Below are 19501 nucleotides of genomic sequence, written 5' to 3' on the forward strand. Positions count from 1 at the left end.
CCTAACCGCCGGTAACCCCTTTCTGAGGCCCGGTTCCGGTGAACGCCTCGGTGCGCGAGGCGCGTACGACTTGCAGCAAGCAGTTCACCCGCTGCACGCCCGAGGAGCCGCCCCGTGTCCACTTCGTCTTTCCAGAACGCCGCCCCCGTCTCCCCGGGTGCCGCGGTCCAGGCCACGGACTACGACGGGAAGCCGATCCTGGTCGAACCCCTCGTCCAGCGGCTGGGCGGGGTGGTGCGTGAGGCCTCCGTACCGCCGTTCGCGCCCCCGGTGCGGCACGGCTCGCTCGCCGACCTGCCTTTCGAGAACGCGGAGTTGGATCCCGGCACGATCGTGCTCAGCCGCAAGCCGGAGTCGGGCGAAGGCCGGTGGGAGCAGGTGACGGCGGCCCGGTTCGCCGCGCAGGTGCTGGCGGTCGCCAAAGGGCTGATCGCGGAAGGGCTGATGCCGGGCGACCGGATCGCCGTCATGGCCCGGACGACGTACGAGTGGACCCTCCTCGACTTCGGCGCCTGGGCGGCCGGCCTGGTGACCGTCCCCGTCTACCCGACCTCGTCGGTCTTCCAGACCCGCTGGATCCTGCACGACTCCGGCGCGGTCGCCCTGGTCACCGAGACCGCGGGCCAGGCCGCCGCGCTCGGCCCCGAACTCGACCGGCTGCCCGATCTCCGGCACCTGTGGGTGATGGAGAAGGGGCACGTGGACCGGCTCGCGGAGGCGGGCGGCCACATCCAGGACGCCGAAGTGAGCGTACGGCGGGGCATGCTGGGCCCCGACACGATCGCCACCCTCGTCTACACCTCGGGCACCACCGGCCGCCCCAAGGGCTGCGCCCTCTCGCACGGCAACTTCTTCGCCGAGGTCGACAACGCGATCGAGCTGCTCTACCCGATCTTCAAGGCCCGCAACGACGAGGAGGTCTCCGTCCTCCTCTTCCTCCCCATGTCCCATGTCTTCGGGCGGATGGTGGCGATCGCCTGCATCCGCGCCCGGGTCCGTCTCGGTCACGCCCCCAGCCTCAAGGCCGAGGACCTGCTCCCGGATCTGGCCGCCTTCAGGCCGACCTGTCTCCTCACCATCCCGTACATGCTGGAGAAGGTCTTCAACGCCGCCCGGGCGAAGGCGGAGGCGGGCGGCCGGGTCTCGGTCTTCGACCGGGCCACGGGGGTCGCCCAGCGGTACGGCGAGGCCCTGGAGGCCAAACAGACCGGCACCGGCAGCGGCCCCGGCCGCGCCCTGAAGACCGCCCGCACCTTCTACGATCCGCTGGTGTACCGCCGTATCCGCAGCGCCATGGGCGGCCGGGTCCGCCACATCATCTGCGGAGGTTCCCCGCTGGGCCGCCGGCTCGCCGCGTTCTACGCCGGCGCCGGCATCGAGGTCTACGAGGGCTACGGCCTGACCGAGACCACCGCCGCCACCACCGTCACCCCGCCCCTCAAACCCCGGCTGGGCACGGTGGGCTGGCCGATGCCCGGCACCAAGGTCCGGATCGCCGCCGACGGGGAGATCCTGGTCGCCGGTGACCATGTGCTGCGCGGCTACTGGGACCCGCAGGCGGGCGGGGTCGTCCCGGCGACCCGGGACGGCTGGCTGGCCACCGGCGACATAGGCGAACTCGACGACGAGGGCTATCTCACCATCACCGGCCGCAAGAAGGAGATGCTGATCACGGCCGGCGGCAAGTCGGTGGCCCCCGCCCCGATGGAGAACTGGCTCCGCTCCCACCCGCTGATCTCCCAGGTGATGCTGGTCGGCGACGGACTGCCGTACGTCAGCGCGCTGATCACCCTCGACCGGGACGGCCTCACCCACTGGCGCCAGATGAACGGCAAGCACCCGGTGCCGCCGGAACTCCTCCTGGACGACATGGAGTTGCAGGCGATCCTGCAACGGGCCGTCGACGAGGCCAACAAGCTGGTCTCCCGCCCCGAGTCCATCCGCCGCTTCACGATGCTCCCCGTCGACTTCACCGAGGAGTCCGGGCATCTGACCCCCTCGATGAAGCTGCGCCGGGAGGCGGTCATGAAGGACTTCGCGACGGAGATCGAGAGCCTCTACACGAAGGAGAAGTAGTTTTGCGGGCGCTCAGTCGAAGTAGTCGAGCTTGTCGAAGTCCTCGAAGAGGCCGGGGTGGGACGGCACCCAGCCGAGGACACGGCGGGTGGTGGCGGTCGACACGGGCGTGTTGTTCGCGATCAACGTCGCCATGAACGGGCCGAAGTAAGACGGGAGTTCGTCGGCCGGAACGCTTTTCGTGGGCAGCCCCAGGTGGTCGCCGATGCTCTGCGCGATCTCGCGCACCGGGATGCCCTCGTCCCCCGCCGGGTGCCACCGGGTGCCCGGGGGTGCCTTCTCCAGCGCCAGCCGGAAGACCCGGGCCACGTCGAGGGTGTGGCCGGCGGGCCAGCGGTTCGCGCCGTCCCCGGGGTAGCCGGCGAAGCCGTTCTCCCGGGCCATGGCGATCAGCATCCGGGCGAAGCCCGTCCGGTCCATGGCGCTGTGGGTGATGGGCGGGATCCGCACCACCGAGGCCCGGATGTCCCGTTGCGCGAGCCGGAGCACGGCGATCTCCGCGTCCGCGCGGCCGCTGCCCTCCGCGCTGGGCGAGGAGGGGTCCTCCTCGGTGAGTATCCGCTCACGCGACTCCCCGGCCACGCCCGACGCCCAGACCAGCGGCTTGCAGCTGCCCGCGAGCGCGTCGCCGAACGCCTTCACGGCGCCCCACTCCGCGCTGAGCGCCTCGCTCACGCCGCCGGAGAACAACACGTCGTGCTTGAAGGCGAGGTGGATCACCCCGTCGGCGTCGGCGGCGGCCGCCGCGAGCGCGTCGGGATCGTCGAGATCACCGCGGAGCGCGGTGGCGCCGAGCCCGGTCACGGCCGCCGCGGACGCCTGCGAGCGGGCGAGGCCGACCACCTCGTGTCCGGCGGCGAGGAGGTCGGAGACGACGGCCGAGCCGATGTGGCCGGACGCGCCGGTGACGAAAACACGCATGGGGGCTCCCGAGGGCAGGGGTTGGTGACGCAGTGATGCGACTTTGTCCCGTCACTCTGACTGTAGCACTGCGACGGGACTTGGTCCCGTCATCGATGAGACCGAGTCCCGTCGCCTAGGATGTCGGCCATGGCCCGATGGGAACCGAACGCGCAGGAACGCCTGGTGCGCGCCGCGCTCGACCTGTTCGTGGAGCGCGGGTACGACGCCACTACGGTCGCCGAGATCGCGGACCGCGCCGGTCTGACCAAGAGCACGTTCTTCCGGCACTTCGCCGACAAGCGCGAGGTGCTGTTCCGCGGACAGGGCGACATGGCCGCCCGCTTCGCCGAGGCGATCCGCGGTGCGCCGGCCGGGACCACGACCGTCGGCTGCCTCGCCGCCGCCCTGGAGTCCGTCGCCGATACCTTCACCGAGGAGCGGCGCGCTCTGGCCCGGCAGCGGCGCGCGGTGATCGAGGCGCACAGCGAGCTCAAGGAGCGGGAGCTGCTCAAGATGGCCCGGGTCCGCGCCGCCGTGGCCGAGGCGCTGCGGGACCGGGGGGTCGACGACTCGACGGTTCTGCTCGCCACCGAGCTGGGCCTGCTCGCGCTGGCCGCCTCCTACGTGCGGTGGACGGAGGCGCCGGACGGGCCGTCGTACACCGAGATCGCCCACGCGACCCTTGGCGACCTCCAGGAACGGGCGGCGGAACTGGGCGCGGAGGGCGTGCGCTAGCCGGGGGTGTACCCAGGCGCCGTGTGTGCCTAGGCGTCGTCGGCCAGGCGGTCCAGCCACTCGGTCAGGAGGTGCTGCTCCGCGCGGCTGAGGCGCGTCTGGTCGGTGAGGCCGGCGCGCAGGGCGCGGGCGGCACCGGCGGGACCGGTGGTGCGGACGGCCGGCTTCTCGGTGGTGATGGCCGTGACCATGGCCTCCCGCAGGGTCTTCAGCAGGGCCGGGTCGCGTTCGGACTCCGGCAGCGACAGCCAGGTGAGGACGGCGCCGCGGGCCGTGGCGTGGATGACGTTGGCCGCGAGGGTCTCACTGACCCGCAGCCGGCCACCGGCGGCGAGTCGCCGCACCCGGCCCTTCAGGATCCCGAGTCCGGTCCGGAAGGCGGCCGAGTCGCTGCGGGTGGCGTCGGCGTACATCAGCGAGTAGAGCGCGGGGTTCTCCAGGCCGAACTCGACCGCCAGGTCCCAGCTGTCGCGCAGGTCCTGGATCAGGTCCTCGGGGTCCGGGTCGACGCGCTTGCTCGCGAGGAACGTGGCGAAACCGTGCTCGGCCACCGCGTCCAGGAGCCCCTCCTTGTCGCCGAACAGCCGGTAGAGGGCAGGGGGCTGGAGCCCCGCGGCGACGGCGACCGCCCGGGTGGTGACGGCGTCCCGCCCCTCACGCTCCAGCAGCCCGATGGCGGCTTCGATGACGCGCTGACGGGTGTCCTGGATCGGCGCGGAGCCGGCGGCCGCGGGGGTCGTGTCGCGTGGTCCGGAAGCCATGAACCAACGATATCGCGTACTTGATTCCATCGTTAGTATCGGTGATACCCTGAATGCGTTTCCGTTGATAACGCGCTCCCTGGAGGACATCGTGATCATCGTGACCGGAGCCACCGGACAGCTCGGCAGCCAGATCGTCGAGCGGCTGCTGGACCGCGTACCGGCCGAGCGGGTCGGCGTCAGCGTCCGCGACCCGGAGAAGGCGCGGTCCCTCGCGGACCGGGGGGTGCGGGTGCGGCAGGGCAGCTTCACCGACCCGGCCGGCCTCGCGCACGCCTTCGAGGGCGCCACCCAGGTCCTCGTCGTCTCCGTCGACAAGATGGGCGCCGAGGCCGTACGACAGCACCGCACCGCCATCGACGCGGCCGCGGCGGCCGGGGCCCGCCGCATCCTCTACACCAGCCACATGGGGGCGAGCCCCACCTCCCGCTTCGAGGCCTGCCGCGACCACGCGGCCGACGAGGAGGCGCTCCGGGCCACGGGCGTCCCCTACACCTCGCTCCGCAACGGCTTCTACGCCACCAGCGCGCTCCAGTTCCTCGGTCATGGCCTGGAGTCCGGCGAAGCGGTCCTCCCGGCCGACGGCGCGGTCAGCTGGACGGCCCACGCCGACCTGGCGGAGGCGGCCGCCGTGATCCTCGCCGACGAGGGCCGCTTCGAGGGACCGACACCCCCGCTCACCGGCGCCGAGTCGCTCACCTTCGCGGACATCGCCGCCCTGGCCACGGAGCTCACGGGCCGCACCATCACCCGCACCACCGCTCCCGACGACAAGTTCCGCGCCCAACTGGTGGACAACGGCGCACCCGCCGACCTGGCCGACCAGCTTCTGGGCATCTTCGAGGCGAGCCGGGAGGGCGAGTTCGCGACCGTGGACCCGACGCTGGCGGAGCTGATCGGCCGCGAACCCGTCAGCATGCGCACCCTGCTGCGCGAGCGGCTCTCCGACGGGTGAGAGGTGGTGTCCCTCGGGCCCGGTACCTCTCGTCCGTCTTCACCACGCGCACGGTGACCGGTGTGGTGGGGTGGTAGCGGGCGGGCGGGGGCTGCCCGGTGAGGATCGCGGAAGCTCAGCCCGTCGCCAGCAGAAACGCCTGCGGGCTCGATTCACCGAGGGCCGTATCGGCTTCCCGCACCGTGCTGGAGCGGAGCGTGAAGCCGGCGTCCGTCAGCAGCCGCGCCATCTCCTCCGGCCGCCGCCGCTCGAAGTCCAGCGCCACCGGATGCCCCCACGGGTCCTCGAACCGCCGCGCCGCGTCCCCCACCTGGAACGCGAGCAGCAACTGGCCCTCCGGCCGCAGCACTCTCCGGAACTCCCCGAACAACACCGGCAGGTGATCGTCGGGCGTGTGGATGGACGAATACCAGCACAGGACCCCGTCCAGCGCCCCGGCGGCCACCTCCAGCTCCAGCATCGAGCCCTGGACGAAGCGGAGGCCGGGGTTCTCCCGGCGGGCGATCGCCAGCATCGACGCGGACAGGTCGAGCCCGAAGACCGACAGACCAAGGCCGGCCAGCCGGGCGGTGACCCGGCCGGGCCCGCAGCCCAGATCGGCCACCTCACCGCCCTCCCCGACCAGCTCGGCGAACGCGGCCAACAGGGCCCGCTCCAGTGGCCTGTCGGCGATGTCGGTGCGGAAGCGGTCGGCGTAGTCTTCGGCGACCGTGTCGTAGAAGGCGCGGGTGGCGGTGAGGAAGTCGGCGGTCATGGCCGCGGACCCTAGCCGCCGCCACTGACAACGACCGGCTGCCTGCCCCTCGCCGCCCGCAGCGGCGCCGTCACCGCCGCCGCGCCTACGACCACCAGCACGCGCCCCGCGAAGCCACGGGCCTCGGTCAGCGCCCCGGGCGATGAGCTGGTGGATGAGGCGGCTGCCGACGCCTCCGGTGGCGCCGGGCACGAAGACGCGTGCCAGGGGGTGAACTCCTTCGACAGCGCAGCGCTGTCCCGGGTGACTGAGTCGGCGGAAATCGCATGAACCACCCGGCCTGGCAGGGAGCGGCGGTCTGCCGGATGCGGGTGGGCTCAGTCGGCGGCGGTGATGGTGACCTCGAAGTCCCCGTCGGGGCGGGCGAACTGTTCGATGCCGCTGGCCAACTCGCCGATCTTGACCAGGCCGTCGGAGTGGTGGAAGTTCTTGTAGAAGATGGCCAGGTTGCCCCAGGGCGCGTAGTACGTCAGGTCCCCGGCCGTAGCGGCGGCACCCGAGGGGGAGCCTGCGGTGGAGAGTTTCCGGGGCAGGTCGCTGACCTTCTCCGTGCCGACGTAGTCGCTGAGGGTGAGAGTCAGCGGCAGCAGGCCGGCGAAGTCGCGGGCGGCGGCGCTGTCGTTCAGTGTGGCCTCGAATCTTCCAGTGTCGGTGGTCAGTTGGATTTTCATGGTGTCCTTCTCCTCGGGTGCGGTGGAGAGGGGCGGCGGCCCGGCGGCGGAGGCTCGGCCACCGCGGCCCAGTTCGCGCATGCCGGGCAGGGCTTGGGCGAGGGCGGCTCCGATGAGAGCGAAGGTGGTCACGAGAGGAGCCTCCTGTTGCCGTGCGGCGCGAGTGACCGGCGGGTCAGGTCAGGTCTGTGGGGTCAGGCTCAGGGTGGTGGCGCGGGCCTGCTCGGCGGTCATGGGTTCGACGTAGCCGGTGTAGTGGCCGTACTTGGCGCGGTAGGCGGCGTCCACGCGCTCGTTTCAGCGGCTGCCCGTCGCTTCTTGTGTGCCGTGTCAGCCGTTGACCAGGCTCATGTGGTGTTCGTTGTAGCGGTCTCCGTGCACGCCGATGCCCGCTGCCAGCGCATTGAGCTCGGCGACCTCGTCGGCGGACAGCGCGACTTCGGTTGCGGCCGCGTTCTCCTCCACCCGTTCGATGCGGCGCGTTCCGGGGATGGGGACGATCCACGTGTGCTGGGCGAGAAGCCAGGCCAGGGCGACCTGCCCGGGGGTGGCGTCCTTGCTCCGGGCGAGGGTGGCCACGTGGTCGACCAGCGCCTGGTTCGCGGCACGGTTGTCCTCGCTGAACCGCGGGATCGTGCGGCGGACGTCACCGTCGGTGAACGTGGTCGTCGCGTCGACCGTGCCGGTGAGGAAGCCCTTGCCCAGCGGGCTGAAGGGGACGAAGCCGATGCCGAGTTCGGCCAGCGTGGGCAGGACCTCCGGCTCGGGGTCGCGGGTCCACAACGAGTACTCGCTCTGCACGGCGGTCACCGGATGGACCGTGTGGGCGCGGCGGATGGTGGCGGCGGACGCTTCGGACAGGCCGAAGTGCCGTACCTTTCCGGCCGTGATGAGGTCACCGACGGCGCCCGCGACCTCTTCGATCGGCACCTGGGGGTCGACGCGGTGCTGGTAGAAGAGGTCGATCGTCTCCGTGCGCAGGCGGCGCAGGGAGGCATCGGCCACGCGCCGGATCTGGTCCGGGCTGCTGTCCAGGCCGGTCATCTGGCCGTCCTCGATGTGCCAGCCGAACTTGGTGGCGATCACCACCTGGTCGCGTACCGGCGCCAGGGCCTCGCCCACCAGTTCCTCGTTGACGTAGGGGCCGTAGACCTCGGCGGTGTCGAAGAACGTGACGCCCCGCTCCACAGCGCCGCGCAGGACGGCGATCATGTCCTTGCGGTCGCCCGGGTTGGGACCGTAGGACTGGGACATGCCCATGGCGCCCAGCCCGATGGCGGAAACGCTCAGGCCCTGGCCCAGGGTGCGCGTATGCATCTCGGAATCTCCTTGCGTAGTGGGTGAAGGCCGGGTCAGTGTGCGGTGAAGCCGCCGTCGACGGGCAGGGCGACGCCGATGACGAAGCCGGCGGCGGGGCTGCACAGCCACAGCACGGCGGCAGCGATCTCTTCTGCGGTGCCGAGGCGGCCGATGGGCTGCTGCTTCATGATCTCGGCCATGGCTTCGGCCTGGCCTTCGAGCATGTCGGCGACCATCGGGGTGTCGATCGTGCCGGGGCACACCGCGTTGATGCGTACGCCCCTGGGGGCGTACTCGACGGCGGCGCTCTTGGTCAGTCCGATCACGCCGTGTTTGGAGGCGTGGTAGGCGGCGCGTTCGGGCAGGCCGACCAGGCCGCCGAGGGAGGAGCAGTTGACGATCGCGCCGGAGCCCTGGGTGCGCATCTGCCGCAGCTCGTGCTTCTGGCACGTCCAGATGCCGCGGAGATTGACCGCGTTGACGCGGTCGAACTGCTCGGCTTCCTCATCCGCGGCATCCGTCGGCGGGACCTGGATACCGGCGTTGTTGAACGCCATGTCCAGGCGTCCGAAGGCGGCCACCGTGCGGTCGACCATGGCGGCGGCCTGGTCCTCGTCGGCGACGTCGCACCCGACACCGAGGGCCTGGTGGCCGGCGTCGGTGAGGTCCTTGGCCGCGCGGTCGGCGGCGTTGTGGTCGAGGTCGGCGAGGACGACGGCCGCGCCGGCCTGAGCGAAGGCACGCGCGGTGGCCAGGCCCATGCCGGAAGCAGCGCCGGTGACCAGGGCGACCTGGCCCGTGAAGTCGTACTGGGGGTTCATGAGCGGAAAAGGTCCCCTCGTGTCGGCGACAGAGATCAGCACCCTCGACTTCCCCGGCTGCCCGGACCGCCGAGCGAGGGGCGCGGGCGGCCGGGGTCGCCGTGGGGCGTCAGGGCTTGAGGAGCGCCTTGATGGCGCGGCGCTCGTCCATGGCCTTGTAGCCCTCGGCCACCTTCGAGAGGGGGAGCTCCAGGTCGAAGACCTTGCCGGGGTTGATCCGGCCTGAAAGGACCCGGTCGATCAGGTCGGGCAGGTACTCGCGCACGGGGGCGGGGCCGCCGCGCAGGCCGACGTGGCTGTGGAACAGCTGCTCGCCGTCGAGGGAGACGCCGTGGGGCACACCGACGAAGCCGACGTTGCCGCCGGGCCGGGTGGACTGCAGTGCCTGCTGCATGGACTGCTCGTTGCCCACGCACTCCAGCACGCGGTCGGCGCCGATCCCGCCGGTCATCTCCTTGATCCGGGCCACGCCCTCCTCGCCGCGCTCGGCGACGATGTCGGTGGCGCCGAACTCACGGGCCAGCTTCTGGCGGGGCTCGTGCCGGGACATGGCGATGATCCGCGTCGCACCGAGTTCCTTGGCGGCGATCACCGCGCACAGGCCGACCGCACCGTCACCGACCACGGCGACGGTGTCGCCGGGCCCGACTTCGGCGGCCTTGGCCGCGTACCAGCCGGTGCCCATCACATCGGAGCAGGCCAGCAGGCTGGGTACGTACTTCTCGTCGGGTACCTCGGGGGTGGCCACGAGGGTGCCGTCGGCCAGCGGGATGCGGATCCTCTCCGCCTGGCAGCCCTCGGCGCCCACGAACTCGCGGTGCAGGCAGTTGGTCTGGTAGCCGTGTCGGCAGTTCGGGCAGGTGTTGTCGGAGGCGAAGAACGAGCCGACGACGAACTGGCCGACCTCGACGTTCTTCACGTCGCTGCCGATCTCCTCGACGATGCCGACGTACTCGTGACCGAACGGGGTGGGCTGCCCGACCGGGTTGATGCCGCGGTAGTCCCACAGGTCCGAGCCGCACACACACGTGGCGACGGTACGGATGACCGCGTCGGTCGGGTTCTGGATGGTCGGGTCGGTGCGCTCTTCGAAGCGGACGTCTCCGGGAGCGTAAAGGACGGCTCCACGCATGATGAATGGACCTTTCTGATTCTCGAGCGGTCCGGTACGCCTGACGGGACGACCGGAAGGTTCAGGGGTGAGGGCCGTCAGCGGGCGACGGCGGCCAGGGCCTTGGCGTACTGCTCGTCGGTGACCGGCTCCAGCCAGGTGGTGGGGTCACCGGTCGCGTCGCCGACGAGCATGGCGATGTGGGCCATCAGGGTGGTGTCGGTTGCGCCGTGCCAGTGCTCCTCGCCGGCCGGGCACTTCACCGTCTCACCGGCAGTGGCGCGCACGACGTTGCCGTCGCGGGTGCCGACCAGCCCGACGCCGTCGGTGATGTAGAGGGTCTGGCCCTTGGCGTGGGAGTGCCAGTTGGTGCGGGCCCCGGGGGTGAAGCGCACCAGGGCGGCGGAGAGGTGGGCGGGGTCGGCGGGCGTCTCGATCGGGTTGAGGTAGACGTCACCGGTGAAGCGTTCGGCGGGCGCCTTGGCGGTGGGGGTGGAGGTGATGTGTTCCACGACAGACTTCCTGGATCCTCTGAACGGGCGAACGGGCGAACGGGCGAACGGGCGAACGGGTGAACGGGTGAACGGGACAGGGCCGGGAAGGGCCTGGTCAGGCCGCTCGCTCGTCGGCGATCTTCTTCAGCAGGGTGATCGCGGTCATGCCGTTGGGCCACCCCGCGTAGAAGGCCAGGTGCGTGATCGCCTCGGACAGCTCCTCCACGGTCAGCCCGTTGTCCAGGGCCACAGCCAGGTGGTACGGCAGCTGCTCGCTGCGGTACAGGGCGGCCAGCACACTCACCGTGACCAGGCTGCGGTCCCGCGGCGACAGTCCGGGCCGCTCCCACACGTCCGCGAACAGCACCTCGTTGGTGATCTCGACCAGCTTCGGCGCGATGCCGGCCAGCTCCGGGGGCGCGGACTGCTTCGCCATGAGGTGACTCCCTGCGATTGCTCGAACGTGTGGATGCGGCACTTCTCACCGTCGGTCCTACGGGGCTGGGCGGCATCCGCAGACGGTTCCCACCGCCTGCGGGCTCGGACCGCATCCGCTGCCACCATCGAGGAAACCGCAGCTCACAGCCCTGCAGAAGGCACTGTCGTTACAGGTACTGACAGAACCCCCCAGCTCTGCTCCACCGCGCCTAGCCTGGCAAACATGGACACCGCCCACGAGATCCGCGAGTTCCTCGCCACCCGCCGCGCCAAGATCACTCCACAGCAGGCCGGCCTGCCCGCCTTCGGGGGCGGCAACCGCAGGGTGCCCGGACTGCGCCGTGAAGAGGTCGCCCTGCTGGCCGGTGTCAGCATCGACTACTACGCCCGCCTGGAACGCGGCCAGCTCGCCGGCGCCTCCGAAGACGTCCTCGACGCCCTCTGCCGGGCCCTGCAACTCGACGAGGCCGAACGCGCCCACCTGCACGACCTGGCCGCCGCCCAGCGGCATCGCCCACCGCGCCGCGCCGCCCCCAAGCCGAAAACCCCCGTCTCGGCCAGCCTCACACGCGTCCTGGACTCCATGACCGATTCCCCGGCCTTCATCCGCAACGGACGCCTCGACATCCTCGCCGTCAACCCGCTCGGGCGCGCCCTCTACGCCCCCCTGTTCACCAGCTCAACCCGCCCGGTCAACATCGCACGCTTCCAGTTCCTCGACCCCACCAGCCGCGACTTCTTCCCCGACTGGAACGCCTCCGTCAACACCACCGTCTCCCTGCTGCGCACCGAAGCCGGCCGGGCCCCGGGTGACCCCGAGCTGTCGGGGCTGATCGGCGAACTCGTCACCCGCAGCGACGAGTTCCGCGCCGCCTGGGCCAAGCACAACGTGCGCCTGCACCACACCGGCCGCAAGCCCTTCCGTCATCCGGCCATCGGCGAGATCACCCTCGACTTCGACGCCATGGAACTGCCCGCACACCCCGGCCTCACCCTGACCGCCTACAGCGCCGAACCCGGTACACCCGAGCACGACGCCCTGCGCCTGCTCGCCTCCTGGACCGCCACCGACCACGAACAAGCCCACCACGAAGACCCCGCCCGCCCCTGACCTGACCCGGGCAGGTACTACGGCTCAAGGCGCAGGTCAGCCGCTCAGCCCATCCTCGCCGACGCCGCCAGCGACGGATGTGCATCGGCCCAGTCGGACAACAGCCGCACCCGCTGCGCCGACTCGCTGCCCGGCTCCGGCGTCAGGACCGACAGCATCAGATCCGGCCTCCCCGGCAGCGTCAGCGTCTCGAACGGCAGACTCAGCCGCCCCACCGCCGGATGCTCGTACTCCTTCACCCCGCTCCAGTGCAGCCGCACATCATGATCACGCCAGCACCGGACGAACGGCTCGCTGGCCGCAGACAACTCCTCGACCAGGGCCTTCATCCCCTCGTCCTCCGGCATCAGCCCGGCTCCCGTCCGCAGCAGAGCGACCGTATTGCGGATCGACCGCTCCCAGTCGTAGAAGAACGACCGCGCCGCCGGATCGAGGAACTTGAACCGTGCGATGTTCACCGGCCCCGCCGACGACTGCTCGAACAACGGGGCGTACAAGGCATAGCCGAGGTAACTGGCCGCGACCAGATCCAGCCGCCTGTTCCACACGAACGCCGGCACCGAGCCGATCGCGTCCAGCACCCGCTGCACCCCCTCCGGCACCCCTTCCTCCGCCGCTCCGCCGCCCCCGTCACGGGCCGCCCGAGCAAGATCAAACAGGTGTGACCGCTCCGCCGTATCAAGGTGCAGCGCGTCAGCCACCGCGTTCAACACGGAATCCGAGGCCCCCGCCAGGTGCCCGCGCTCCAGTCGCACGTAGTAATCGACGCTCACTCCCGCCAACAGCGCGACCTCCTCCCGTCGCAGCCCCGGCACCCTGCGGTGAGCACCCAGCGTCGGCAACCCAGCCTGCTGCGGTGACACCCGCCCCCGCCGCGTCACCAGAAAGTCCCTGATCTCGCTCCGACTGTCCACCCCACCACACTAGGCACCCCAGGCCGGCGCCGACTGCCGGCAGCCAGGTGTGGTCCGGCCCAGATCGACACCATGTTTTTACTGCGGTCTGGGCGACGGCGCGCCGAAGTCTTCGCTCAAGCGACAACGACGGGGGTCGCCACGGGTACAGGACGAACACTCCTCGCTCTCACAGGCCGCCCCCTGAAGGGACTCGCCCTGCCGGGCTTCGGGAATGCGGGCTTTGACAACCAACGCAGTCGTCGCAGGTCAGGAACTTTCGGCCGGACTGAGTTGGCTGTCAAAGGACACCAGGAGCACGCGCTGACCGCGCCGAAGGAGGCACCGTCTGCCCGTCGGCCAGTCGCCGAGACACCCGACTGGCCGGACCAGCCCGGTCAACCCGACTGGTCAGGCGGCCGGTTCCCTGAAGCGGGGGAGGGGAGGGGAGGGGAGGGGAGGGGGTCACGGTGGCGTGGGAGCGGGCGGCCGGCTTCGCCGTCACCCTGCTCCCGGCCTGGCCGCCCGGCGCCCGGGCGGGACGTCTACCACCCGCGGAGGGAGCCCGGCGCGGCGCGCGAGGCCGAGCCGTGCATTCCGGGGGCCGTCGAGCATCTCGTCGTATGCAGCGGGCGGGGCAAGGCGGGGCCGCGCGGGGAGTCCTCGAATTGGACGCCGGGGATTGTCCGATTGGACGCCGGGGATTGTCCGACGTATCGCGGGGGTATTCCGCATTCCTGTCTGGCGCTGGCGCGGCCGAATATTCAGGCGGGGTAAAAGGGCAGGAGCCCCATCGCCGGAAGGCGCGGGGCTCCTTGGGTACTGCACTCAGTCTGCGATCAGACCTTGGGTGTCTGGATCAGCTGGATCAGACGGGGGTGACGTTCTCAGCCTGCGGGCCCTTCGGACCCTGCGTGACGTCGAAGCTCACCTGCTGGTTCTCCTCGAGCGAACGGAAGCCGCTCGCGTTGATCGCGGAGTAGTGAACGAAGACGTCGGGGCCGCCGCCCTCCTGGGCAATGAAGCCAAAGCCCTTTTCGGCGTTGAACCACTTAACGGTTCCGGTAGCCATAAGCCCTCCTTGGGCCCAAAAGGGTCGCCCTGCTCCAGAACCTGCAAGTGTGAAAACAAACTAAGTGCCGCACAACTGCATTCGTCTGAAAACGACGAGAGCCCGCGGTTACATGCTCCGCAGGCTCTGTACTGCAAGGGAAACCAAACTGCAACTTGCGGCGAGCGTAGCATGTGGGCAGCCGAAAGCAACAGAGGCCAAGATCACGTCACCCGGACGTTTGAACGGCCTCGCAAGTGGGTTGACGCCCGGGGCGGCTTCGTGCCGACGGCGGGGGCGGTCTCAGCACCGTACCCCATGGGGTCTAGCCTCGCGATGTGGACAATTCTCGCACCCGGCCGCGCGTCGGCCACATCCAGTTCCTGAACTGCCTGCCCCTCTACTGGGGGCTCGCGAGAACCGGCACCCTCCTCGACTTCGAGCTGACCAAGGACACCCCTGAAAAGCTCAGCGAGCAGCTGGTGCGCGGCGACCTCGACATCGGGCCCATCACCCTCGTCGAATTCCTGCGCAACGCCGGCGACCTGGTCGCCTTCCCGGACATCGCCGTCGGCTGCGACGGCCCCGTGATGTCCTGCGTGATCGTCTCGCAGGTCCCGCTGGACCAGCTGGACGGCCGCCGGGTCGCCCTCGGCTCGACCTCGCGCACCTCGGTCCGCCTGGCCCAGCTGCTGCTCGCCGACCGCTACGGCGTCCAGCCCGACTACTACACCTGCCCGCCCGACCTCAGCCTGATGATGCAGGAGGCGGAGGCGGCCGTGCTCATCGGCGACACGGCCCTGCGCGCCAACCTGCTGGACGCCCCGCAGTTCGGCCTCCAGGTGCACGACCTCGGCGCGCTGTGGAAGGAGTGGACGGGCCTGCCGTTCGTCTTCGCGGTGTGGGCGGCGCGCCGGGACTACCTGGAGCGCGAACCGCACATCACCCGCGAGGTGCACGGCGCCTTCCTCGACTCCCGCAACCTCTCCCTGGAGGAGGTCGCCAAGGTCGCCGAACAGGCCGCCCGCTGGGAGGCCTTCGACGAGGCGACCCTGGCCCAGTACTTCACCACCCTCGACTTCAGCTTCGGCGCACCGCAGCTGGCCGCGGTCGCGGAGTTCGCCCGCCGGGTGGGCCCGACGACCGGGTTCGCGGCGGATGTGAAGGTCGATCTGCTGGAGGCCTGACAGGCAATAGGCTGCTGCCCGGACTTACTGGGGGGTGGGGACATGCAGCCGCTCGCGGGTGACGAACCTACGGCCGTCGGGCCGTACCGGCTGCTAGGCCGGCTCGGCTCCGGCGGCATGGGCCGCGTCTATCTGGGCCGTTCGGCCGGCGGCCGGAGCGTCGCCGTCAAGATCGTGCACCCGCACTTCGCCCTGGACGAGGAGTTCCGGGCCCGCTTCCGCCGCGAGGTGGCGGCCGCACGGCGGGTCGGCGGCGCCTGGACGGCACCCGTCCTGGACGCCGACCCGGACGCCCCGGTGCCCTGGGTCGCCACGGCCTACGCAGCGGGCCCGTCCCTGGCAGCCGCCGTCGCGGACGGCGGCCCGCTGCCCGCGCATTCGGTACGAGCGCTGGGCGCGGGCCTCGCGGAGGCGCTGGCCGCCGTACACGAACTGGGGCTGGTGCACCGGGATGTGAAGCCGTCGAACGTGCTGCTGACCCTCGACGGCCCGCTGCTCATCGACTTCGGCATCGCGCGGGCGACGGACGGCACGGCGTCGCTGACGTCGTCGGGCGTCTCGATCGGCTCGCCGGGATACATGTCGCCCGAGCAGATCCTGGGCAAGGGCGTCACCGGCGCCGCGGACGTCTTCTCGCTCGGCGCGGTGCTGGCGTACGCGGCGAACGGCGAACCGCCCTTCCCCGGCGACTCCTCCGCAGCCCTGCTCTACAAGGTCGTCCACGAGGAGCCCGAACTCGGCGCGCTGAGCGGTGCGTTGCGGGAAGTCACCGAGGCCTGCCTGGTGAAGGAGGCGGGGGCGCGGCCGGCCCCCGGGGAGGTGGCACGACGGCTGGCTCCGGAGGGCGCCGCGCGGCTGGTGGCCGGCGGATGGCTGCCGGGGGCGCTGGTGGAGCGGGTGAGCCGGAGCGCGGTGGAGGTGCTGAACCTGGAGGTGACGGAGGCGACGGTACCGGCGTCCGGGCCGGTGGAGTTCAGCACGCCTTCCGTAGCGGGAGAGTTCGGGCCGCCTCCGACGGTGCCGCCCGCAGACCTGCCGGAGCCTGCGACGGTGCCGCCCGCGGTCGTACCCGAGCCGTGTGATGCCCTGCCGTCCGGACCCGCGCCCGTGCCCGCGCCCGGGAAGGTCTCGGTGAGCGTCGCCGCGACCGCCGTACCGGCGGGGCAGGGCGGTCGCGGGCGCCGGGTGAGCTGTACGGTCGCGCTCGCGGTGGCCGGGGCGCTGGCGGTGGTGACCGTCGGGGTGGGGTTCCTGGTGAAGCCGTTCCTCGGGGACGACGGCGGCGGGCCGAACAGCGACACGGGCGCCTCCGCCACATCGCCTTCGGTGTCCTCGTCGTCCTCGTCGTCCTCGTCGGGCGGCGGGTCGATCCCGGTCGCCTACCTCGGCACCTGGCAGGGCTCGGCAACCGCACTGGACGGCAATCTGCCCATCGGCACCTTCCGGATCACCGTCGAACAGACGCAGGTGGGCCGGGAGTTGGGCCGCCTGCGCCAGACCGACCAGCTGGGCGGGGTCTGTACGGACGTACTCACCCTGAAGTCGGTCACCGCCGAGAAGCTCGTCGCGTCCTCGGCGGGCGTCAAGGGCAACCACGACGGCTGCGACCCCGGCCCGAACACCGTGTACCTGACCCCGAGCCACGGCGACCTGGTCTACACGTCGGACAGCTCGGCGGAGGGGAATCCGGTGGCGGTGATGTCGAAGGCGGGGGACTGAGCACCTCGGTCCGGGCCGGTCGCCCACTCCCGCCCTGCCGCCCCCGACCATGCCGTCGATCACTACTGTGTCTGCGATAGCGAACACCATCACACCAAGTGAATGCGACGGGGGAAGTCCGCCATGGACGCACTGCAATCGGACGATCCGCGGGAGTTGGGCAACTACCGCATGTTGCGACGTCTCGGCGCCGGCGGCATGGGACGGGTCTATCTCGCCCGCTCGCCGGGTGGTCGTACCGTCGCGGTGAAGGTCGTACGGCCTGATCTGGCGGCGGACGCGGACTTCCGGGATCGATTCCGGTACGAGGTCGAGATCGCGCGAGCGGTCTCCGGCCGGTACACGGCCCCCGTCGTCGACGCCGATCCGGACGCGTCGCTGCCATGGCTCGCGACGTCGTACGTGCTGGGCCCGGATCTCACCGACGTGGTCGCCGCGCACGGCCCATTGCCGGAGCGGACCGTACGCGCGCTGGCCGCGGGGCTCGCCGCCGCGCTCCAGGAGATCCACGCGGCCGGGCTGATCCATCGCGACCTCAAGCCGTCCAACGTCCTGCTGGCGGCCGACGGTCCGCGTGTCATCGACTTCGGCATCGCGCGCGCGGTGGATGGAAACCGCATGACGCAGACGGGGGTTGTGGTCGGCTCACCCGGTTACATGCCGCCGGAGCAGGCACTGGGGCAGGAGGTCGGTGCGGCGGGCGACGTCTTCTCGCTGGGCGCGGTGCTCGCCTTCGCGGCGACGGGACGCGGCGCCTTCGGGGACGGCGCCGCCTCGCATGCGGCGATGCTCTACCAGGTGGTGCACGGGCAGCCCGACCTCACCGGCGTACCGCAGTCCCTGGCGGGTGTCGTCCGCGCGTGCCTGCAGAAGGAGCCGGCGCAACGCCCCGCTCCCGCCGAGATCGTGGCCGCGCTGGCACCGCAGGGTGTCGAGGGGGCTCTCAGTGACTGGCTGCCGTCCGCGGTGGCCTCGACGATCGCCACGCACGCGGCCGGCATCCTCGACCTGGAGGGCGAGACCGCGCCGGCGCCGGCGGCCGCGTTCGGTCCGGCCCCGGCGGCCATGTCCGCACCGGGATACGGATATCCGCCGGTGGTGCCGGGGTACGGCAGTGTGCCCGCCGCCGGGCATGGGGCGCCGGCGGCAGGAGCGAACCCGTACAGCACGCCGGCCCCCGGCACCGTGCGACTGGGCCCGGCTCCGGCGACGGCCTCCGTCCCTTCGCGCCGTCGGGCTCTCGGCCTCGCGCTCGGCGGGGCGGCATCGGTCGCAGCGGTGGGCGGTGGCACTGCCTGGTGGCTTGGCAGGAATGGCGGGACGGCAGGTTCGGCGGCAGCCGCGGGCGGCAAGGGGAGTTCGGCGCAGCCCGTCGGGGAGAACTTCACGACTCCGCCGGCGGGAGTGGCCCCCCAGCCGCTGTGGCACCGCACGGCCGCCGACGACAGCACCGACTCGGAAGTACCGCTGCTCGTCGACCAAGGACTGCTGCTGGTCAGCGGCGACCCGCTGGTGGCGTACGACATGACGACGGGCAAGCCGCGCTGGTCCAAGCCGGACATCTGCCGCACGGGCGCCGAACTACTCTTCCACGACGGCAAGGTGTTTCTGGCCGACGGCGACTACGACGGTGTTCTGGTCGCACACGACGTGAAGAGCGGCGAGGAGACCTGGCGCAGCCGGCTCGGCAAACAACTAAACGTCGAGCGCACGATCGGCATCGACGCCAAGAACGTCTACGTCACGCTGACCGACCTCGGCGAATCGAAGAGTGCCACCGATTACCGCACCGCCGTCGCCGCGATCAGCCACACCACGGGTCGGCAGGTGTGGCTGCAGAGACGCGACTGGGGGACGGACGAGTACGACGTCCAGGGCGCCGTCTTCGGCAAGTACCTCGTGTACACCGACTCCAAGTTCAACCTCACCGTGCGCGACACGGCCACGGGTGACCAGGTGTGGACCAAGAAGATCGGTGACGACTGGAGCTGGCGGCCCACGGTCGCGGACGGGCTCGTCTTCATCCCCGGCGAGAGACTCCAGGCCGTGGACGTGGAGACCGGGGACACCCGGTGGACGCTGTCCCCCAATGGCCGCCGCGGCTTCTACAACCCGTCGGTCGTCGACGGCGTGCTCTACGCGGGAGACCACGACCGCGGAGTGTGGGCTGTGGACATAAAAACGCACAAGCGGCTCTGGCTCTGCGACGAGAACTCCAGGGGAGCGCAGACTTTCCTGAAGGCCGGCACGACGCTGTACGGAGCCGGCGACTCCCTGGCCGGCGGTGTCGCCGCCATCGACGCCGGGACCGGCAAGGTCCGCTGGACCTGGACCGACGACCAGGGCACCGGCGACACCTGGCAGATCGCCCTGTCGGGAAACCGGCTCATGGTGACGAACGGGCCGGAGATCTACGCGATGCCGGCGGTCTGACCGCCGCGACCGGCTGCTCGCGCTCCGGCCGCCCGAGCGCGGAAGCCACCACTGCCATTAGTCTCCGTTAGCCGAAGTAACGAACGCGG

19 protein-coding genes are annotated in these 19501 nt (G+C 71.0%); 7 read left to right on the forward strand and 12 right to left on the reverse strand.

All coding sequences use genetic code 11. The features are described 5' to 3' along the window. Positions 1-195: 195 nt before the first annotated feature. Entirely contained in the window at positions 196-2076 is a 1881-nt protein-coding gene (locus tag ABTY98_RS36960; RefSeq protein WP_352225543.1) for an AMP-dependent synthetase/ligase, read from the forward strand. A 12-nt stretch (positions 2077-2088) separates the two neighbouring features. Here ABTY98_RS36960 and ABTY98_RS36965 read toward each other — a convergent pair whose 3' ends face one another. Beyond that, positions 2089-2997, reverse strand: a complete 909-nt coding sequence (locus ABTY98_RS36965; RefSeq protein WP_352225507.1) for an SDR family oxidoreductase — start codon at positions 2995-2997, stop codon at positions 2089-2091. Between the two features lie 129 nt (positions 2998-3126). Here ABTY98_RS36965 and ABTY98_RS36970 point away from each other — a divergent pair, with 129 nt between their 5' ends. Then, positions 3127-3714 (forward strand): TetR/AcrR family transcriptional regulator, encoded by a 588-nt coding sequence (locus tag ABTY98_RS36970; protein WP_352225508.1) that lies wholly within the window; start codon positions 3127-3129, stop codon positions 3712-3714. A gap of 29 nt (positions 3715-3743) precedes the next feature. Here ABTY98_RS36970 and ABTY98_RS36975 read toward each other — a convergent pair whose 3' ends face one another. After that, positions 3744-4475, reverse strand: coding sequence for a TetR/AcrR family transcriptional regulator (locus tag ABTY98_RS36975; RefSeq protein WP_352225509.1), 732 nt, complete (start codon positions 4473-4475; stop codon positions 3744-3746). A 91-nt stretch (positions 4476-4566) separates the two neighbouring features. On the opposite strand from ABTY98_RS36975, the gene ABTY98_RS36980 reads away from it, so the two are divergent. Beyond that, a complete protein-coding gene (locus ABTY98_RS36980; RefSeq protein ID WP_352225510.1) occupies positions 4567-5430 on the forward strand; it encodes an NmrA family NAD(P)-binding protein in 864 nt (287 codons plus the stop codon). A gap of 115 nt (positions 5431-5545) precedes the next feature. Here the strand turns inward: ABTY98_RS36980 and ABTY98_RS36985 are convergent, their stop codons facing one another. The 8 genes from ABTY98_RS36985 to ABTY98_RS37020 form a co-directional block, all read right to left on the reverse strand. Then, positions 5546-6184, reverse strand: a complete 639-nt coding sequence (locus tag ABTY98_RS36985) for a class I SAM-dependent methyltransferase (RefSeq protein WP_352225511.1) — start codon at positions 6182-6184, stop codon at positions 5546-5548. Between the two features lie 317 nt (positions 6185-6501). Continuing rightward, complete coding sequence (locus ABTY98_RS36990) at positions 6502-6987, reverse strand: cyclophilin-like fold protein (protein ID WP_352225512.1); 486 nt, start codon at positions 6985-6987, stop codon at positions 6502-6504. A 48-nt stretch (positions 6988-7035) separates the two neighbouring features. Further along, a complete protein-coding gene (locus tag ABTY98_RS36995; protein ID WP_352225514.1) occupies positions 7036-7143 on the reverse strand; it encodes a DUF2255 family protein in 108 nt (35 codons plus the stop codon). A gap of 42 nt (positions 7144-7185) precedes the next feature. Next, a complete protein-coding gene (locus ABTY98_RS37000; RefSeq protein ID WP_352225515.1) occupies positions 7186-8172 on the reverse strand; it encodes an aldo/keto reductase in 987 nt (328 codons plus the stop codon). A 35-nt stretch (positions 8173-8207) separates the two neighbouring features. After that, positions 8208-8975 (reverse strand): glucose 1-dehydrogenase, encoded by a 768-nt coding sequence (locus ABTY98_RS37005; protein WP_352225516.1) that lies wholly within the window; start codon positions 8973-8975, stop codon positions 8208-8210. A 109-nt stretch (positions 8976-9084) separates the two neighbouring features. Continuing rightward, positions 9085-10107, reverse strand: a complete 1023-nt coding sequence (locus ABTY98_RS37010; RefSeq protein WP_352225518.1) for a zinc-dependent alcohol dehydrogenase family protein — start codon at positions 10105-10107, stop codon at positions 9085-9087. Positions 10108-10184: 77 nt separating this feature from the next. Further along, the gene (locus tag ABTY98_RS37015; protein ID WP_352225519.1) at positions 10185-10598 is read right to left on the reverse strand and encodes a (R)-mandelonitrile lyase; all 414 of its coding nucleotides are present in this window, start codon (positions 10596-10598) and stop codon (positions 10185-10187) included. 97 nt (positions 10599-10695) lie between these two features. Next, positions 10696-11016, reverse strand: a complete 321-nt coding sequence (locus ABTY98_RS37020; protein ID WP_352225520.1) for a carboxymuconolactone decarboxylase family protein — start codon at positions 11014-11016, stop codon at positions 10696-10698. 225 nt (positions 11017-11241) lie between these two features. On the opposite strand from ABTY98_RS37020, the gene ABTY98_RS37025 reads away from it, so the two are divergent. After that, on the forward strand, positions 11242-12129 hold the full coding sequence (locus ABTY98_RS37025; protein WP_352225521.1) for a helix-turn-helix transcriptional regulator: 888 nt from the start codon (positions 11242-11244) through the stop codon (positions 12127-12129). Between the two features lie 44 nt (positions 12130-12173). On the opposite strand, the gene ABTY98_RS37030 is transcribed toward ABTY98_RS37025, so the two are convergent. Beyond that, complete coding sequence (locus ABTY98_RS37030) at positions 12174-13043, reverse strand: helix-turn-helix domain-containing protein (protein ID WP_352225522.1); 870 nt, start codon at positions 13041-13043, stop codon at positions 12174-12176. 847 nt (positions 13044-13890) lie between these two features. Then, positions 13891-14094: a cold-shock protein gene (locus ABTY98_RS37035; RefSeq protein WP_003992177.1), complete on the reverse strand. Its 204-nt coding sequence runs from the start codon at positions 14092-14094 to the stop codon at positions 13891-13893. 317 nt (positions 14095-14411) lie between these two features. Between ABTY98_RS37035 and ABTY98_RS37040 the strand changes: the two genes are divergently transcribed. The 3 genes from ABTY98_RS37040 to ABTY98_RS37050 all read left to right on the forward strand — a co-directional run bounded on the left by ABTY98_RS37040 (position 14412) and on the right by ABTY98_RS37050 (position 19412). Continuing rightward, positions 14412-15260: a menaquinone biosynthetic enzyme MqnA/MqnD family protein gene (locus ABTY98_RS37040; protein ID WP_352225523.1), complete on the forward strand. Its 849-nt coding sequence runs from the start codon at positions 14412-14414 to the stop codon at positions 15258-15260. Positions 15261-15302: 42 nt separating this feature from the next. After that, positions 15303-16979 carry a protein kinase domain-containing protein gene (locus ABTY98_RS37045; protein ID WP_352225525.1) on the forward strand — a complete coding sequence of 559 codons (1677 nt, stop codon included), beginning with the start codon at positions 15303-15305 and terminating at the stop codon, positions 16977-16979. Positions 16980-17102: 123 nt separating this feature from the next. Continuing rightward, positions 17103-19412, forward strand: coding sequence for a serine/threonine-protein kinase (locus ABTY98_RS37050; RefSeq protein WP_352225526.1), 2310 nt, complete (start codon positions 17103-17105; stop codon positions 19410-19412). Positions 19413-19501: the final 89 nt, after the last annotated feature.

Origin of the sequence: Streptomyces sp. NPDC096040, from assembly GCF_040303265.1 — a bacterium.
In the GTDB taxonomy this organism is placed as follows: domain Bacteria; phylum Actinomycetota; class Actinomycetes; order Streptomycetales; family Streptomycetaceae; genus Streptomyces.

Coding starts and splice junctions, on each gene's coding strand:
- ABTY98_RS36975 (WP_352225509.1), bottom strand. CDS start 4,475: ATGGCTTCCGGACCACGCGACACGACCCCCGCGGCCGCCGGCTCCGCG.
- ABTY98_RS37000 (WP_352225515.1), bottom strand. CDS start 8,172: ATGCATACGCGCACCCTGGGCCAGGGCCTGAGCGTTTCCGCCATCGGG.
- ABTY98_RS36985 (WP_352225511.1), bottom strand. CDS start 6,184: ATGACCGCCGACTTCCTCACCGCCACCCGCGCCTTCTACGACACGGTC.
- ABTY98_RS36965 (WP_352225507.1), bottom strand. CDS start 2,997: ATGCGTGTTTTCGTCACCGGCGCGTCCGGCCACATCGGCTCGGCCGTC.
- ABTY98_RS37045 (WP_352225525.1), top strand. CDS start 15,303: ATGCAGCCGCTCGCGGGTGACGAACCTACGGCCGTCGGGCCGTACCGG.
- ABTY98_RS37010 (WP_352225518.1), bottom strand. CDS start 10,107: ATGCGTGGAGCCGTCCTTTACGCTCCCGGAGACGTCCGCTTCGAAGAG.
- ABTY98_RS37020 (WP_352225520.1), bottom strand. CDS start 11,016: ATGGCGAAGCAGTCCGCGCCCCCGGAGCTGGCCGGCATCGCGCCGAAG.
- ABTY98_RS37005 (WP_352225516.1), bottom strand. CDS start 8,975: ATGAACCCCCAGTACGACTTCACGGGCCAGGTCGCCCTGGTCACCGGC.
- ABTY98_RS37025 (WP_352225521.1), top strand. CDS start 11,242: ATGGACACCGCCCACGAGATCCGCGAGTTCCTCGCCACCCGCCGCGCC.
- ABTY98_RS36970 (WP_352225508.1), top strand. CDS start 3,127: ATGGCCCGATGGGAACCGAACGCGCAGGAACGCCTGGTGCGCGCCGCG.
- ABTY98_RS37035 (WP_003992177.1), bottom strand. CDS start 14,094: ATGGCTACCGGAACCGTTAAGTGGTTCAACGCCGAAAAGGGCTTTGGC.
- ABTY98_RS37050 (WP_352225526.1), top strand. CDS start 17,103: ATGGACGCACTGCAATCGGACGATCCGCGGGAGTTGGGCAACTACCGC.